General features: G+C 71.3%; 17 protein-coding genes and 1 pseudogene. 7 read left to right on the top strand and 11 right to left on the bottom strand.

The genetic code is table 11. The annotated features are described in order from the left end of the window. Positions 1 to 47 precede the first annotated feature (47 nt). Positions 48 to 734, top strand: coding sequence for a TetR/AcrR family transcriptional regulator (locus O7622_RS08430; protein WP_282312712.1), 687 nt, complete (start codon positions 48 to 50; stop codon positions 732 to 734). Positions 735 to 745: 11 nt separating this feature from the next. On the opposite strand, the gene O7622_RS08425 is transcribed toward O7622_RS08430, so the two are convergent. From O7622_RS08425 to O7622_RS08400, 6 genes are all read right to left on the bottom strand, one after another. Then, the gene (locus tag O7622_RS08425; RefSeq protein WP_282312711.1) at positions 746 to 1714 is read right to left on the bottom strand and encodes an NAD(P)/FAD-dependent oxidoreductase; all 969 of its coding nucleotides are present in this window, start codon (positions 1712 to 1714) and stop codon (positions 746 to 748) included. A gap of 106 nt (positions 1715 to 1820) precedes the next feature. Further along, a complete protein-coding gene (locus O7622_RS08420; protein ID WP_282312710.1) occupies positions 1821 to 2477 on the bottom strand; it encodes a rhomboid family intramembrane serine protease in 657 nt (218 codons plus the stop codon). A 103-nt stretch (positions 2478 to 2580) separates the two neighbouring features. After that, positions 2581 to 3270: a transglycosylase SLT domain-containing protein gene (locus O7622_RS08415; RefSeq protein ID WP_282312709.1), complete on the bottom strand. Its 690-nt coding sequence runs from the start codon at positions 3268 to 3270 to the stop codon at positions 2581 to 2583. Positions 3271 to 3503: 233 nt separating this feature from the next. Then, the gene (locus O7622_RS08410) at positions 3504 to 4910 is read right to left on the bottom strand and encodes a PhoH family protein (protein WP_282312708.1); all 1407 of its coding nucleotides are present in this window, start codon (positions 4908 to 4910) and stop codon (positions 3504 to 3506) included. A gap of 317 nt (positions 4911 to 5227) precedes the next feature. Next, positions 5228 to 5653, bottom strand: coding sequence for a hypothetical protein (locus O7622_RS08405; protein ID WP_282312707.1), 426 nt, complete (start codon positions 5651 to 5653; stop codon positions 5228 to 5230). Then, complete coding sequence (locus O7622_RS08400; RefSeq protein ID WP_064447658.1) at positions 5650 to 5991, bottom strand: hypothetical protein; 342 nt, start codon at positions 5989 to 5991, stop codon at positions 5650 to 5652. Before O7622_RS08400 ends, O7622_RS08405 begins: the two co-directional genes overlap by 4 nt. A gap of 264 nt (positions 5992 to 6255) precedes the next feature. On the opposite strand from O7622_RS08400, the gene O7622_RS08395 reads away from it, so the two are divergent. From O7622_RS08395 to otsB, 3 genes are all read left to right on the top strand, one after another. After that, a complete protein-coding gene (locus O7622_RS08395) occupies positions 6256 to 6696 on the top strand; it encodes a helix-turn-helix transcriptional regulator (RefSeq protein WP_135243333.1) in 441 nt (146 codons plus the stop codon). A 163-nt stretch (positions 6697 to 6859) separates the two neighbouring features. Then, complete coding sequence (locus tag O7622_RS08390) at positions 6860 to 7213, top strand: hypothetical protein (RefSeq protein ID WP_013284062.1); 354 nt, start codon at positions 6860 to 6862, stop codon at positions 7211 to 7213. A 69-nt stretch (positions 7214 to 7282) separates the two neighbouring features. Further along, entirely contained in the window at positions 7283 to 8107 is an 825-nt protein-coding gene (gene otsB, locus O7622_RS08385; protein WP_282312706.1) for a trehalose-phosphatase, read from the top strand. Between the two features lie 129 nt (positions 8108 to 8236). On the opposite strand, the gene O7622_RS08380 is transcribed toward otsB, so the two are convergent. The 4 genes from O7622_RS08380 to O7622_RS08365 all read right to left on the bottom strand — a co-directional run bounded on the left by O7622_RS08380 (position 8237) and on the right by O7622_RS08365 (position 13030). Then, positions 8237 to 9007, bottom strand: a complete 771-nt coding sequence (locus tag O7622_RS08380) for an isoprenyl transferase (protein ID WP_282312705.1) — start codon at positions 9005 to 9007, stop codon at positions 8237 to 8239. Between the two features lie 31 nt (positions 9008 to 9038). Further along, positions 9039 to 10199 carry a geranylgeranyl reductase family protein gene (locus O7622_RS08375; RefSeq protein WP_282312704.1) on the bottom strand — a complete coding sequence of 387 codons (1161 nt, stop codon included), beginning with the start codon at positions 10197 to 10199 and terminating at the stop codon, positions 9039 to 9041. A 91-nt stretch (positions 10200 to 10290) separates the two neighbouring features. Continuing rightward, the gene (locus O7622_RS08370) at positions 10291 to 11148 is read right to left on the bottom strand and encodes a hypothetical protein (RefSeq protein WP_282312703.1); all 858 of its coding nucleotides are present in this window, start codon (positions 11146 to 11148) and stop codon (positions 10291 to 10293) included. Between the two features lie 40 nt (positions 11149 to 11188). After that, on the bottom strand, positions 11189 to 13030 hold the full coding sequence (locus O7622_RS08365) for a phosphoenolpyruvate carboxykinase (GTP) (protein ID WP_282312702.1): 1842 nt from the start codon (positions 13028 to 13030) through the stop codon (positions 11189 to 11191). A 135-nt stretch (positions 13031 to 13165) separates the two neighbouring features. Here O7622_RS08365 and O7622_RS29190 point away from each other — a divergent pair. From O7622_RS29190 to O7622_RS08355, 3 genes and pseudogenes are all read left to right on the top strand, one after another. Next, positions 13166 to 13261 (top strand): annotated as a pseudogene (locus O7622_RS29190) (GtrA family protein); the annotation flags it as partial. 259 nt (positions 13262 to 13520) lie between these two features. Beyond that, complete coding sequence (locus O7622_RS08360) at positions 13521 to 14057, top strand: GtrA family protein (RefSeq protein ID WP_348774071.1); 537 nt, start codon at positions 13521 to 13523, stop codon at positions 14055 to 14057. A gap of 62 nt (positions 14058 to 14119) precedes the next feature. Beyond that, a complete protein-coding gene (locus tag O7622_RS08355) occupies positions 14120 to 14815 on the top strand; it encodes a GtrA family protein (protein WP_282312700.1) in 696 nt (231 codons plus the stop codon). A gap of 55 nt (positions 14816 to 14870) precedes the next feature. On the opposite strand, the gene O7622_RS08350 is transcribed toward O7622_RS08355, so the two are convergent. Continuing rightward, the gene (locus O7622_RS08350) at positions 14871 to 15440 is read right to left on the bottom strand and encodes a PH domain-containing protein (RefSeq protein WP_282312699.1); all 570 of its coding nucleotides are present in this window, start codon (positions 15438 to 15440) and stop codon (positions 14871 to 14873) included. Positions 15441 to 15458 lie beyond the last annotated feature (18 nt).

Here is a 15458-nt window from a genome sequence, read left to right as displayed (position 1 = left end):
CTGCTCTCTCTTTTGATTGCTGCTCTCATCCGTGGCAGAGTGGGGAGATGGTCGCTCCCTCGCTCCGCGCCCGGGTCCGCGCCGGGATGATCGAAGAGATCAAGACGGTCGCCCGCCGCCACCTGGACACCGACGGCGCGAACCTCTCCCTGCGCGCGGTCGCCCGCGACCTCGGCATGGTCTCCTCGGCGATCTACCGCTACTTCCCCAGCCGCGACGACCTGCTCACCGCGCTGATCCTGGAGGCGTACGACGCGCTCGGCGACGCGGTGGAGGCGGCCGACGCCGCCGCCGACCAGGCCGACCTGCGCGGACGCTGGCTCGCCGCCTGCCGGGCCGCCCGCGCGTGGGCGCTCGCCCACCCCGCCGAGTACGCGTTGCTCTACGGCAGCCCGGTGCCCGGGTACGCGGCCCCGGACGACACGATCGCGCCCGCCCAGCGCCCGCCGGTGACACTGGTCGGCATCCTGCGCGACGGGCTCGCCTCCGGCCGGCTCGCCCCGCCCGACGAGGATCTGCCCGAGCCGTTGCGCGGCGACGTGGCCGAACTGGTCGAGCTGATCGGGATGGACGTACCGCCCGCGCTGCTGGCCCGCGGCATGGCCGGCTGGACCCAGTTGTTCGGGCTGATCAGCTTCGAGCTGTTCGGCCGGATCAACCGGGCGCTGCCGCACCGCGACGAGTACTTCGACCACCAGATCGGCCTGATGGCCGACCTGGTCGGCCTGCCCTGACGCGATCGGCGTCAGGTGCCGTCGGAGGAGTGACCAGGGAACAGGTGCGCGGTCGGGTCGATGACGACAGCCGCGTTGTTGACGGCGGTGGCGGCCTCACCGAAGCCGGTGGCGATCAGGCGGACCTTGCCCGGGTACTCGGTGATGTCCCCGGCCGCGAACACCCGGGGCAGGTTGGTGGCCATCGCGCTGTCCACCACGATGTGCCGCCGGTCGAGGTTCAGCCCCCACTCGCCGAGCGGGCCGAGGTCGGCGGTGAAGCCCAGCGCGGCCACGACGGTGTCCACCGGCAGCGTCTCCACCTCGCCGCCGCGCACGGTCAGCTCGGCGCCGGTGACCGTCTCCTCGCCGTAGAGTCGGCTCACCTCGGCGTTCACCACGATCCGCACCGGCAGCGCCCGGACGCGCTCGATGGTGGCGGCGTGCGCCCGGAAGCGGTCCCGCCGGTGCACCAGCGTCACCGACCGGGCCAGCGGCGCGAGCGTGGCCGCCCAGTCGAACGCCGAGTCGCCGCCGCCGACGATGAGCACGTGCCGGTCGGTCAGCTCGGCCGGCTGCGGCACGAAGTAGACGATCCCGCCGCCGGTGAAGCTCTCCGCGACCGGCAGCGGCCGGGGCGTGAAGCTGCCGAGCCCGCCGGTGACCAGCACCGCACCGCAGCCGAGCTGCTCGCCGCCGGCGAGGCCGAGCACCGGCCGGCCGTCGAGGTAGGACAGCTTCTCCGCGCGTACGCCGAGCCGGTAGTCGGGGTGGAACGGCGCGGCCTGGGCGACCAGGTTCGTGACCAGCTCGCGGCCCTTGATCGCGGGGAAGCCGGCGACGTCGAGGATCAGCTTCTCCGGGTACATCGCGGTGACCTGACCGCCCGGTTCGGGCAGCGCGTCGATCACCGACACGGAGAGTCCACGGAAACCGGCGTAGTAGGCGGCGAAGAGGCCGACGGGACCGGCCCCGATCACGGCGACATCGACCTCGCGCATGGCGTACCGTCACTTTCCGCCTCGGGATCGCCCCGTGCTGATGCGGAAACGGTAGGCGGGCAGGTGGCCGCGGGCAAGGACGTCGCGCGGTTCGATCAACGCGCCGTCAGGGCAGCGTCATCCTCGGTGAGCCGAGGCGGCCGGACTCGCCGGTGTCGTTGCGGCGGCGGAACAGGATCGCCGCGACCACGCCGCCGAGCAGCCCGAACAGGTGGCCCTGCCAGGAGATGCGCTCGTCGGTCGGCAGGATGCCGAGCAGTTGCCAGCCGTAGAGCAACCCGACCAGCAGGCCGACGGCGAAGTTCCACCAGCTCCGCTCCACCACGCCCCGGGTGAGCAGGATGCCGAGGTAGCCGAAGATCACGCCGCTGGCGCCGACCACCACCGAGTCGGGTGAGCCGGTGAACCAGACGCCCAGACCGCTGACCACGATGATGACGGCGGTGGACCAGAGGAACCGGCGGGTGCCCGCAGCGAGCACGAACGTGCCGAGCAGGATCAGCGGGATGCTGTTGCTGTAGAGGTGGTTCCAGCCGGCGTGCAGGAACGGCGAGAAGAAGACGCCGTCCAGGCCCTGGAGCCGCTGCGGGACGATGCCGGCGGTGTAGTCCAGGCCGAGTCGCAGGCCGACGTCGAGCGCCTCGATGAGGAACAGCACCGGGACGACCGCGCACATGGCGACGAAGGCCCGGCCGAGCGCCGCATAGAACGCGTCGGTGCCGAACCGGTAGGGGTCGCCACTGGGGCCGCCGTGCCAGGTCACCTACCAAGAGCTATCAGCAAATGCGGCGGGCCGCCAGTCGGACGGCGGTACGACGACGGCGGGACACCCGGGTCTGCCCGCGTGCCCCGCCGTCGTGGTGAGGTCAGTACCAGCCCGAACTCTGCGACTTCTGCCAGGCGCCGCAGGGGGTGTCGTACCGGCCCTTGATGTAGCCGAGACCCCACGTGATCTGGGTCGCCGGGTTGGTCTTCCAGTCGTCGGCCACCGAGGCCATCTTGCTGCCCGGCACGGCCTGCGGGATCCCGTACGCCCCGGAGGAACTGTTGGATGCCTTCGGGTTCCAGCCGCTCTCCTTGCTCCAGAGCTTGTCCAGGCAGGGGAACTGGTCGATGCCGAAGCCCTTGTCGAGCATGATGGCGCAACCGATCTTCCGGTTGCCGCTGTACTCAGCGCACGAGGACGGGATCGGGCCGTCGTACGGCTTGGCCTTCGCCTCCGCCTCCTCCTCGGCCGCGGCCCGCTCCTTCTTGCGGGTGGCGGCGGCCGCCTCGGCCTTCCTGGCCCGCTCGGCGGCCTCCTTCGCCGCCGCGGCGGCACGCAGCTTCGCCTGGTACTCGGCCGCACGCTGCCGGGACGAGTCCACGCGGTGGTCGGACAGCCGGTCGCGCTGGTACGCGTACTCCGTCTGGTCGACCTCCAGACCGACCTGTGCGGTCAGGCCCTGCTGCTGGGTCTGTCGATCCTCGCCCAGATAGAAGCCGCCGGCGACACCCACGGAGAGCAGTGCGACAGCGGCCGTACGGGCGCCGAACCGGCTCCAGAGCCGACTCACGAAGTTTCCCTTCGTCGGGGGCAGGGACACGGCACGCGCGTGGCCGGGTCGGGTCACGCCGGTGCCGTGAGCGCACCGGTACCGGTGTGACCCCGGGCCGTGTCCGGGCTCCCGAGTGGTAGGTGACGCTCGATGGACACCATTGCGCACAGTGAGGCCGGTGGGAAACGGCCGGGCCTAAAAGTGATCTGCGTCACCCTAAAAATGCGGACAAAATGCGGCAAAAGCGGCAGTCAGCCGGGGATGTCCTCCAGTAGGTCGGTGACCATGGCGGCGATCGGAGAACGCTCCGATCGGCTGAGCGTGACGTGCGCGAAGAGGGGATGTCCCTTCAGCGCCTCGATCACCGCCGTCACCCCGTCGTGCCGGCCGACCCGCAGATTGTCCCGCTGGGCCACGTCGTGGGTGAGCACCACCCGCGACCCCTGGCCGATGCGCGACAGCACGGTGAGCAGGACGCCCCGCTCCAGCGACTGCGCCTCGTCCACGATGACGAACGCGTCGTGCAGGCTCCGGCCGCGGATGTGGGTCAGCGGCAGCACCTCCAGCAGCCCGCGCGAGGTGACCTCCTCCAGCACGTTCTCGTGCACCACCGCGCCGAGCGTGTCGAAGACGGCCTGCGCCCAGGGCGACATCTTCTCCGACTCCGACCCGGGCAGGTAGCCGAGTTCCTGGCCGCCGACCGCGTACAGGGGACGGAACACGATCACCTTCTTGTGCCGGCGCCGCTCCATCACCGCCTCCAGACCCGCGCAGAGCGCCAGCGCGGACTTGCCGGTGCCGGCCCGCCCGCCGAGCGACACGATGCCGATGGACTCGTCCAGCAGCAGGTCGAGCGCGATCCGCTGCTCCGCCGAGCGCCCGTGCACGCCGAACGCCTCCCGGTCGCCCCGGACCAGACGGATCGTCTTGTCCGGCAGCACCCGCCCCAGCGCCGAGCCCCGCCCCGAGTGCAGCACCAGGCCGGTGTGGCAGGGCAGCCCAGCCGCGGCGTCGACGTCGAGCGCCTCGCCCGCGTACAGCCGGCCGATCTCCTCCTCGGCCAGGTCCAGCTCGGCCATCCCGGTCCAGGTCGGGTCGCTGGCCTGGCCGTGCCGGTACTCGTCGGCGCGCAGGCCCACCGAGGCCGCCTTCACCCGCAGGGGCATGTCCTTGCTGACGAGCGTGACCTCACGCCCCTCGGCGGCCAGGTTGAGCGCCACGGACAGGATGCGGGCGTCGTTCGACTCGTTGCGGAAGCCGGGCGGCAACACCCCGTCGTCGGTGTGGTTCAGCTCCACCCGCAGCGTGCCGCCCTGGTCGTTGGCGGGCACCGGGCGGTCCAGCCGGCCGTGCCGCACCCGCAGCTCGTCCAGCATGCGCAGTGACTGGCGGGCGAACCAGCCCAGCTCGGGGTGGTGTCGCTTGCCCTCCAGCTCGGAGATCACCACCAGCGGCAGCACCACCTCGTGCTCGGCGAAGCGGTGGAACGCCGCCGGGTCGGACAGCAGGACCGAGGTGTCCAGGACGAAGGCCGGGCCGGCTGGTCGGGGCTCCTCGGCCTCGGCGGCGGCGCCGCGGCGGCTGCGGGTGGTCCGGCGGGTCGGGGCGGTCGAGGCCGGGGTCTGCTCGGCTCCGGCGGGGGTACGGCGAGTGGTCACAGGCCTGCTCCGCGGATGGGCACCCGGCCACCCGAGTTCCGCCTCTTCCGGTGCCCGGAGGACACGGGGTCGGATGCGGGCCCCGTGCGCGAGGACGCAGGTCCGGGCTGTCCGGCTGGCCCGGGAGAACCCCGTGCCATGCCTAGACGCTAATCGCACCGGGGCCGCGCGGCTAGAGGTGCGCGTGGATCATCGCGCGGTCGTCGCTGGACGTACGCCCGTTCGAGTGACCGGCGGACCGGAACCGGCCGGGATGCATGCCCCCTGCGCGCACCCCGGCCGGTCGTCCACTGCGGCGCCGCGACGCGGCGCGGGCCTCAGCCCTGGCGGCGCACCAGCATGCCGGTCCGCGGTCCGGCGCCGGCCGCGCCGAACGACGATCCGGTGTACGTGGTGCCCACCCGCCCGACGGCGCCGAGCCGGCCGGTGGCGGTGACGCGGACGGCCGGGGCGGAGCCGGGCCGGGCGGCGACCGCCGCGGGTACGGAGGTGCCGGCGAACGGCACGGCCGAGCGCCCGGCCGAGGTCACCACCGTCGGGCCGGGACCGGACAGCGCGGAGGCGATGGCCGCCTGGGCGTCGCGCCGGCGGCGGTTCCAGGCGCCCCGGTCACCGTCGAAGTAGCCCTGGCGGTAACCGAACCGGTAGCCGATGCGGTAGCTGAGCTGGCCGTGCAGGCGGCCGGCCGCGTAGCAGGTGGAGCCGAGCAGGAGCACGAGCACCACGGCGAGAAAGGGGGTCATCGCTCGTCCGTCCCGGGCAGCGGGTCGACCACCAGCAGCCGCTCCAGGTCGTCGGTGCTGACCTCCTCGACCAGCTCGACGCTGATCCGGCAGCCGTCGAGGATCACCTCGGCCACCGACGCCCGGCGGATCTCGCCGCCGGAGTCGTAGACCCGCACGCTCAGCTCCGGGCAGCCGAGGTGGGTCCGCCAGGCGTCCCACTCCCCCCGGTCGCCGACGCTGAGTGAGAGATACCGGCACCCGCGGGCGAGATAGAGACGCCAGGGGGCGCTCAGCCCGGCGGACACTCCGTCCGCGATCAGCCCGAAAGCCTGGGCACGGGTCGCGAGCTCGGTCACGAAACCCCCTCGGAACCCGCGGAGTGACGCATGTGAGCACTCGTCGTCTCAAGCACGTGACACACCGTAAGTTGTCTCATGAGCGTGACAGTATCAGCTTTTCAGACCTTTGCCGCCGTACTGGCGTCCATCTATTCTGGCCGGGTGACACCCCTCAGGAGCAGCACTGGATCGTTTACCGGAAATCCACTGCCAGCGTCACGTCGGCGTGACAGCAGCGTGCCGAGCCGCCCTCCCGGGACCGACTGGCCGTACCGTCACGGGGTGACCGAGACGACCAACGCACGGAAGATCGCGTTCGCCACCTTCGTCCGGCGCGCGCTCGACGACGCCCGCGCGCTGCGGGCCTGGAGCGGCACCGAGGTCTCCCGGCGCACCGGCGTCTCCCGGCAGACCATCAACCGATGGGTACGCGGCGACTGGGCCAGCGACCCGGAGGCGGAACGGGTGGTCGCCTTCTGCGAGGGGCTGGGACTCGATCCGGCCGCCGCGTTCACCGCGCTCGGCTGGGACCGGGCCGCCGGACCGCGTACCGCGCCGGCCCCGCCCCCGATGGACCCGGACGTGGAGGCGCTGCTGCGCCGGCTGGTCGACCCGAACGTCTCCGACGCGGAGAAGTTCCACATTCGAGAAACCATTCGTTACCTCGCATATCGCCCGACTCTGCCGGGCGGTGTCCGAAATAGGGGGAAACAGGCGGGGTAGTTCCTCAGATGGCGAAAGAATGGAAGGTCGGGCCCGATCGTTTCGCCTCGGGGACGGATCGGACCCGCTAGCGTCCACGTTTGTACTGCTAGGGGCTCGTCATCGGCGGGGGGACGGGACACAGCCGAACCCAGCCCTGCGGGACAGAAGGAGGGGTCTGTCCATGACCCTGAAATGGTTGGCAGTCGTGGTCGCGGTGGTGTCGCTGACATCGTGCGTGACCGGCAACGTGGTGGTCGGCGTACTGGACGGCGGGCAGCTTCCCCTGGTCGTCAACCTCTTCGCGCTCACCACGGCCGGCACCGCGGTGATCCTCGCCGTCGTCGCCGAGCTGCACGATCGGCTCAACGACCGGGTCAGCGCGCTCACCGAGTTCCTGGTGGCGCGGCTCAACGAGATCGAGGCACACACCGGCGACCGCAACACCGGCTTCGTGGAGGGCTACCTGCTCAGCCACGGGCAGGAGGCGGCAGTGGTGCCGTTCGGTCGCCGGGGACGAGGAGCCGCCGAACGCTGATCCCCACGTCGTTCCGACGTCACATCTCGGCCACGAATACGCCGCCCGGCGCGGGGTACGCTGACGCGCGTGCCGCCGTTGAATCTGGGCAACCAGCAGCCGAAGACCCCGTTGAACGCGGAGCACGCCTGGCGTGCGACCGCTGACCGCGCGGGTGACGTCGTCCTCTTCTTCGACTTCGACGGCACACTGGCGCCCGTCGACGACGACCCCACGGCCGTACGGCCCGCGCCCAACGTGCTCACCGCACTGGAGGCGCTCGCCCCGCACGTCCGCCGGATCGCCATCGTGTCCGCCCGCCCCGTGGACTTCCTGCGTGACCACCTCGGCGGCCTCGCCGGCATCGACCTGTACGGGCTCTACGGCCTGGAGCACAGCCACTCCGGCGGCGAGACGATCACCGAGCCGGCCGCCCTGCCGTGGGTGCCGACCATGTCCGAGCTGGCCGAGCAGGCCCGCGCCGAGCTGCCGCCCGGCGCGCTCGTCGAGTTCAAGCGGCTCTCCGTCGCGCTGCACTGGCGTACCGCCCCGCAGCTCGGCGACCTGGTGCAGGAGTGGGGCCGGGCCCAGGCCGAGCGGCTGGGCCTGCGCGCCCAGCCGGGCCGGATGGTGCTGGAACTCAAGCCCCCTGTCGACCGGGACAAGGGCATGGTGATCGGCGAGACGGTCCGGGACGCCGGTGGCGCCTGGTACTTCGGCGACGACGTCTCCGACATCAAGGCGTTCGCCGCGCTGCGCGCCCGCGCCGCCGCCGATCCCGACTTCCTCGGTGTCTGCGTCGCCGTCGCCAACCCGGAGACCGGTCACGAGGTGGCCGACGCCGCCGACCTGACCCTTGACTCCCCCGCCGCGCTGGCCGACTTCCTCACCGCCGCCCTGCCCCACCTCCGCTGACGCACCTCCCTTCCTACCCCGCGATCTTGCACTTGCCACCCCGGCAAAGCCGGGCAAAAGCCGCACTCTCGGAGCTCAAAGTGCAAGATCGCCGGGGCGGGACGGGGGCGGAAGGGCGGCGGGGGCGGGTCAGGTGCCGAAGCGGCGTTGGCGGGTGGCGTAGGAGCGCAGGGCGCGCAGGAAGTCGACCTTGCGGAAGTCGGGCCAGTTCAGCTCGCAGAAGTAGAACTCCGAGTGCGCGCTCTGCCAGAGCATGAAGCCGGAGAGCCGCTGCTCGCCACTGGTCCGGATGATCAGATCCGGGTCCGGCAGCCCCTTCGTGTAGAGGTGCTCGGAGATGTGGTCGACGTCGAGCGAGGTGGCCAACTCCTCGATCGTGCCGCCGTTCGCCGCGTGCTCCAGCAGCAGCGAGCGGACCGCGTCGGCGATCTCGCGCCGCCCGCCGTACCCGACAGCGATGTTGACCTGAGCCCCGCCGTCGCGGTCGCGGGTGCGCTCCTCGGCGGCCTTGAGCGCGGCGGCGTGCTGCGCGGGCAGCACGTCGAGCGCGCCGACCATCCGCAGCCGCCAGGGGTTGCCCTCCTCGGCCAGCTCGGTGCTGAGGTCCTCGATGATCTGGAGCAGCGGGTCCAGCTCGGCGGCCGGGCGGGACAGGTTGTCGGTGGAGAGCAGCCAGAGTGTGACGTGCCCGACGCCGGCCGCGTCGCACCAGCGGAGCAGCTCCTTGATCCGCTCGGCGCCCATCCGGTGGCCGTCGTTCGGGTCGACGAAGCCCATCTCCCGGGCCCATCTGCGGTTGCCGTCGCACATCACGCCGACGTGTGCGGGTACGGGCTTGCCCGCGAGCTTCGCCGTCAGCCGGCGCTCGTACACGGAGTAGAGGAGTTTCCGCAGAGTCATCACCTTGCAGGGTAGCGACCCACGGGAGAGATCAGTGTCTCGGTGGCATATCACCTGACTGTGCGCCGGTCCGGCGCGGTCGCGGCAGGTCCGCCCCGATCGCCATCAGGGTGCGCGCGTCCAGCCGGCCGTCGCCGAGTCCCAGCTCCACAACGGTGCGGTAGACCCGCTCGTCCCGCCGTGCCGCGCCGACCGCCGCGTCGACCACGCGGCGCCGCCGGGCCAGCCACGCCGCGACCGAGCTGTGCCGCAGGTGGGTGCCGAGCCGGGCGCGCAGCGCGGTGGCGTACGCCCGGGCGGCCTCGGCGGGAGGGCCGGCCGCCGCCGCGCCCGCGAGCGCCCCGGAGCGCAGCGCGTAGAAGATGCCCTCGCCGGTGAACGGGTTGATCAGCGACAGTGCGTCCCCGGCCAGCACCACCCGTCCGCGGCCGGGCGCGGGCCGGTGGGTGGACAGCGGCAGGTGGTGCGCCCGCAGGCCGGTCACAGTGCCCGGTTCGACGTCCGGGAGCAGCGCGGCCATCCGGTCCAGCAGGTGCGCGCGGCTGAGCGGTTCGCCGCGCAACACCTCCCCGTACCCGACGTTCGCGCGCCCGTCGCCGATCGGAAAGGCCCAGGCGTACGCGGGCCAGCGCGCCGCCGACGTCACGATGAGCTGTTCCGGCGGCCCGGCCGGCGCGGGCGCATAGCCCCGGATGGCGAGCGCCAGGTGCCGGTCCGGGTTGACCGGGTGACCGAGCGCGCGTCGTACCACCGACCCGGCGCCGTCGGCGCCGACCACCGCCCGCGCGGACAGCTCTCCGTCGAGCACCACCCGGTCGGCGCCGATCTCCACCCGGCGTACCGTGTGCCGCCGCAACTCCGCGCCCACAGCCACCGCCGCCGCCACCAGGCGTGCGTCGAACACCTGGCGGGGCACCGTGTACGCGGGCCGGGGCAGCGTCCGGGCGACGGTGCCGCCACCGGGGCCGACCAGGCGCAGCGCGGGCAGCGGCGCATAGCCGTCGACCGCCCCGTTCACGCCCAGCTCGGCGAGGACGTCCAGCGCGTGCGCGGCGATGCCGTCTCCGCACGCCTTGTCGCGGGGGAAGTCGGACCGGTCGAGCAGCAGCACCCGCGCCGCCCCGGCCCGCCGCGCGCCGAGCGCGGCGGCGGCTCCGGCCGGCCCCGCCCCCACCACCACGACGTCCCACACCCCCTCATCCTGCCCCGCCGCACCGCACCACGGGCGACGATCATGAAGTTGACGGCGGCGAAGGAGATCGAATTCGCCGCCAACTTCATGATCAACCGAGTGGAGGCGGAGTGCGGGTGGCGCGGTTCAGGGAGTAGAAGCAGAGGGCCGCGGCGGTGACCAGGGGGGCGCCGTCTCGGATCAGGCCGTCGGCGCCGAGCAGCCACCAGCACAGCGGCAGGTCGATCGCCAGGACGCCGAGTGTGACCACCGCCAGCGCCCGGCGCGCCCACGCCCTGTCGCGCAGCAGGAAGGCGGTGCAGAACAGCACGGCGTAGCTGACCGCGATGCCCGCGCCGAACCAGAGGATCAGTGCCGGTACGGCGGCCAGCCGCCCGTCCAGCACCGCGCCGGTCGCCACCAGCGCCGGCACCAGCATCAGCGGGCTGTAGGTGAACGCCGCGACCCGGGCGGTGAGCAGCCAGCCGTTCGCCTGCGGGCGCTTCGGCGCCATCTCCCGCCAGGCGATCGTCCCGCCCTCGACGACCAGGCCCTTGCGGTGCCGGACCAGGTGCGCGCGGATCGCCTCGGAGCGATAGAGCAGCACCACCACCGCGACGCAGAGCGCGGTGAGCACGGCGAACCCGACCAGGCCCGGCAGCGCGGGCACCCCTTGCCGGGGCACGATCAGCCGCCCGACCGCGAAGATCGTGGTCACGGCCAGGATCAGCCCGAACGGCCGTGCACCCACCCGGCCCTTGTTCACCTGCCCGATCAGCAGCAGGAAGCCGAGCGACCGGAGCATCGCCCAGCCGGTGCGTACGGCCAGACCGAACTCCTGCTCCGGGGCGTACCAGTAGTTGAGCAGCTCGACCACGACGGTGGCCGCCGCGGTCACGGCGAGCAGTGTGGTGAGCGCCCGGACGGCGGACGGCCGCCGGACCTCGACAGGTTCAGCGGCCGTCCTCATGGCATCCGATGTTGCCCGGCGGGGGCAACAGGCACACCTGTTACCTCTGCGGCTCCGCGTCGAGCCGGGCGCGCAGCGCGTCCAGCTCGGCCCAGAGCACGCCGGGGAGCTTGTCCCCGAACTTCTCGAACCACTCGGTGACCAGCGGCAGCTCGTCGCGCCACTCGTCCGCGTCGACCTTCAGCGCGATCCGCACGTCCTCCGGGGTCATGTCCAGACCCTCGACGTCGAGCGCGTCCTGCGCCGGGATCATGCCGATCGGCGTCTCCACGGCCTCGGCCCGGCCCTCCAGCCGCTCGATGACCCACTTGAGCACGCGGGAGTTCTCGCCGAAGCCCGGCCAGAGGAAGTTGCCCTCGGCGTCCTTGCGGAACCAGTTCACGTAGTAGATCTTGGGCAGCTTGGCCTCGTCGCCGTCCGCACCCTTGCCCATCTCGATCCAGTGCCGGAAGTAGTCGCCGGCGTGGTAACCGATGAACGGCAGCATTGCCATCGGGTCGCGGCGGACCACGCCGACCGCGCCGGAGGCGGCGGCGGTCGTCTCCGAGGAGAGCGTGGCACCCATGTAGACGCCGTGCACCCAGTCGCGCGCCTCGGTGACCAGCGGGATGGTGTCCCGGCGGCGGCCGCCGAACAGGATCGCGTCGATCGGCACGCCGTTCGGGTCGTAGTAGTCGTCGGCCAGGATCGGGCACTGCGTGATCGGGGTGCAGAAACGGCTGTTCGCGTGCGAGGAGAGGTTCTCGCTCTCCGGCGTCCAGTCGTTGCCCTTCCAGTCGATCAGGTGCGCCGGCGGCTCACCCATGCCCTCCCACCAGATGTCACCGTCGTCGGTGAGCGCCACGTTGGTGAAGATGGAGTTGCCCCGGTCCAGCGTCCGCATGGCGTTGGCGTTGGTCTTCCAGTCGGTGCCGGGAGCGACGCCGAACAGGCCGTACTCGGGGTTGATCGCGTAGAGACGGCCGTCCGCGCCGAACCGCATCCAGGCGATGTCGTCGCCGATGGTCTCGACCTTCCAGCCCGGGATGGTCGGCTCCAGCATGGCGAGGTTGGTCTTGCCGCAGGCCGACGGGAAGGCGCCGGCGATGTGGTAGACCTTGCCCTCCGGCGAGGTGATCTTGAGGATCAGCATGTGCTCGGCCAGCCAGCCCTCGTCGCGCCCCATCACGCTGGCGATACGCAGCGAGTAGCACTTCTTGCCGAGCAGCGAGTTGCCGCCGTAGCCGGAGCCGTACGACCAGATCTCCCGGGTCTCCGGGAAGTGCGAGATGTACTTGGTCTCGTTGCACGGCCACGCCACGTCCTGCGCACCCGGCGCGAGCGGGGCGCCGATGGAGTGCAGCGCGTGCACGAAGTCGGCGTCGTCGCCCATCGCCTCCAGGATCGACGACCCCATCCGGGTCATGATCCGCATCGAGGCGACGACGTACGGGCTGTCGGTGATCTCCACGCCGAACATGGGGTTCTCGGCCTCGACCGGGCCCATGCAGAACGGGATGACGTACATGGTGCGCCCGCGCATGCTGCCGCGGTACAGCTCCGTCATCGTCCGCTTCATCTCGGCCGGCGCCATCCAGTTGTTGGTGGGGCCGGCGTCCGCCTCGTCGACGGAGCAGATGAAGGTGCGCTCCTCCACCCGGGCGACGTCCGTGGGGTCGGTACGCGCGTAGAACGAGTTGGGCTTCTTCTCGGGATTGAGGCGGATCAGGGTGCCGTTGGAGACGAGTTCGTCGGTGAGGCGGCGCCACTCCTCATCAGACCCGTCCACCCAGACCACACGGTCCGGGGTGGTCAGTTCCGCGACCTCACGTACCCAGGCGAGCAGCTTGGGGTGGGACGTCGGGGCCTGATCGATACCCCGAACAGCAGCCGGAGCAACCATGTCACTTCTCCTTGTGGTCGACGCTGACCGATCTATGGGGTGCACGAGTTCCGGCGGGCTGGTACGCCGCCTCGTGGAAACCTGGGATTGGGCTCAGCGTAAACCGGACTGCCTCGTCAGTCAGTGGGACTGGTTGTGAAGAACTGCACAAGGTACGGCCACGCTGCGGCATCGCGATCTGATACCCGCTTTCGCGCGCAGTTTCACGCAAATCCTGCGGTGAACCTTCGGCGGCCGGGTCCGGCACCGAGTGACCGCGGCGCCCGATCGCGGGGAAGCGTACGAACATGTCGCGAAAGACGATTCCGTGATGCGCTCCACAGATTCGCACAGCGCGTTACGCTCTGCTCACGGACATCGAGAACGGGCGACGCCTCTCCGACCCCGGCGGGCCGAGCGCGGCGGCCGCGGCGAAGCCGTCGTGGCCGACTCGCCGTTGCAGTCCGCCCGGTTACCGCGCAACCGGTACTCTCGGCGGGTGGCCGCGACGATGACCGGAGACCAACCGGGGGCTCCGCAGACCCGCCGGGGTCCGATCGGAGCACTGCTCGACCGTTTCGGTCACCTCATCCACGAGCTGAGCAAGTTCGCCACCGTCGGCGGCTTGGCCTTCGTGGTGGACTTCATCCTCTTCAACTACCTGTCCAGCGGCCGGGACATGCCGCCGCTGGCCGCGAAGACCATCTCCACTGTGATCGCCGCGACCGTCGCCTTCCTCGGCAACCGGTTCTGGACGTGGCGGCACCGGCAGCGGTCGAACCCGGCCCGCGAGTACGCGCTGTTCTTCTTCTTCAACGCGGTCGGCCTCGGCATCGCGGTGGCCTGCCTGGCGATCAGCCACTACGGGCTGGGCGCGATCTGGCCCGCGGTGTTCCAGACCCCCCTGGCCGACAACATCGCCAGCTTCGTCGTCGGCACCGGCCTGGGTACTCTCTTCCGGTTCTGGTCGTACCGACGGTTCGTCTTCGTCGAGGCGGGAACACCTCCCGTTCCGGCAACGAGCCACGACCGAGAGTCCGGGGCGTGACGAACCGCCCATCCCGACCCGCCGGGCCCAGCCGGCCCAGCCAACTGCCTAAGGTGTTCCGCATGCCTGGAGTCCGTCTGCTGCCCGAGCGCTGGCAGAAGTTCATCCACGAGGCGCTCAAATTCGGCGTCGTCGGCGGCATCAACACCGTCATCAATTACGCGGTGTTCAATGCACTGGCACTCACGCTTTTCCGTGACGGTCAGCTCAAGGCGACGGTGATCGCGACGATTGTCGCCACGATCACGTCGTATCTGATGAATCGTCACTGGACGTACCGTGATCGACCGAAATCGGCACTCCGGCGCGAATACGTCCTGTTCTTCCTCTTCAACGGCGCGGGTCTGCTCATCGAACTCGGCGTCCTGGCCCTGGCCAAGTACGGCCTCGGCGTACACGGCCTGCTCGCGCTGAACGTCGCCAAGACCATCGGTGTCCTGCTGGCCACGCTGTTCCGCTTCTGGTCGTACCGCACGTTCGTCTTCCAGCCGGTACCCAAGCACGCCCAGGAGACCTGGCACTCGGTGCCGCGTGACGAGTGGGACAACGTCGCCGAGATGGACCCGGTGGCCGAACTGGCCGAGTCGGTCAGCGAACTGGAGGAGGAGGAACCAGCTCCGGGCGCCGGCCGGGCGGCCGACTTCCCACCACCGCGTGGCCGCCCCGCACCGGCGGACGCCGGGCTGGGTGGCGCGCTCGGCGCCGACCTGGACGCCGAACTCGCCGCGGAACTCCAGCCTCGCCGCGCCCGCCGCTGAACGACGAAGGCCGGCACCCCTGACACGGGGTGCCGGCCTTCTCCGTCGGTCGACGTCAGGGCTGGTCGCGCAGGGACTTACCCTCGGTCATGTCGGCCAGGATCTCGCGCATCTCGCCGTCACCCAGGCTGTGCTTGTCGTGGTGCGCCTCGACCAGCTCGTAGAGCTTCGTCTGGACCCTGTCCACGCCCGGCACGTCGTGCAGCACCGACTGGCCGCGCTCACCCGCCGACTCGATGGTCAGCGTCCCGCAGCCGAGCAGCCGCTCCACGAAACGCTGGTGCATGGCGTGGTCGTTGATCCGGGTCAGCGGCAGGTCCCGCCGGTTACGCGACAGCACCCCCTGCTGGAGCAGCACCCGCTCGTTGGTGAACAGGTAGTGCGTGGTGCGCCAGACCAGGAACGGCCACAGGCCCAGCCACAGCACCAGCAGCAGGCCGACCACCGCGATCGCGTAGAGCGCGATCGTGCCGCCGCTGCCGTCGGGCAGCAGGAGCCACCCGGCGACGACCGCCGCGACGGCGAGCACGAGCACCAGGACCGGCCGGATCAGGGCCTTCCAGTGCGGGTGCAGGTGCAACACGACATGCTCGTCCTCGGTGAGCACGTCTTCGGGGAACGCCACGGCGGAACCTCCTCGCAG

The organism is Micromonospora sp. WMMD1076 (genome assembly GCF_029581475.1).
Classification (GTDB): Bacteria; Actinomycetota; Actinomycetes; order Mycobacteriales; family Micromonosporaceae; genus Micromonospora; species Micromonospora aurantiaca.
Note: the sequence above shows the minus strand (reverse complement) of the source record. Positions and strands in the feature narration are given on the sequence as shown.

Excerpts from the sequence above, each read along its gene's own strand:
- O7622_RS08355 (WP_282312700.1), top strand. The coding sequence starts at position 14,120 with ATGCCTGGAGTCCGTCTGCTGCCCGAGCGCTGGCAGAAGTTCATCCAC.
- O7622_RS08425 (WP_282312711.1), bottom strand. The coding sequence starts at position 1,714 with ATGCGCGAGGTCGATGTCGCCGTGATCGGGGCCGGTCCCGTCGGCCTC.
- O7622_RS08380 (WP_282312705.1), bottom strand. The coding sequence starts at position 9,007 with ATGACTCTGCGGAAACTCCTCTACTCCGTGTACGAGCGCCGGCTGACG.
- O7622_RS08390 (WP_013284062.1), top strand. The coding sequence starts at position 6,860 with ATGACCCTGAAATGGTTGGCAGTCGTGGTCGCGGTGGTGTCGCTGACA.
- O7622_RS08365 (WP_282312702.1), bottom strand. The coding sequence starts at position 13,030 with ATGGTTGCTCCGGCTGCTGTTCGGGGTATCGATCAGGCCCCGACGTCC.
- O7622_RS08370 (WP_282312703.1), bottom strand. The coding sequence starts at position 11,148 with ATGAGGACGGCCGCTGAACCTGTCGAGGTCCGGCGGCCGTCCGCCGTC.
- O7622_RS08430 (WP_282312712.1), top strand. The coding sequence starts at position 48 with ATGGTCGCTCCCTCGCTCCGCGCCCGGGTCCGCGCCGGGATGATCGAA.
- O7622_RS08360 (WP_348774071.1), top strand. The coding sequence starts at position 13,521 with ATGACCGGAGACCAACCGGGGGCTCCGCAGACCCGCCGGGGTCCGATC.
- O7622_RS08405 (WP_282312707.1), bottom strand. The coding sequence starts at position 5,653 with ATGACCCCCTTTCTCGCCGTGGTGCTCGTGCTCCTGCTCGGCTCCACC.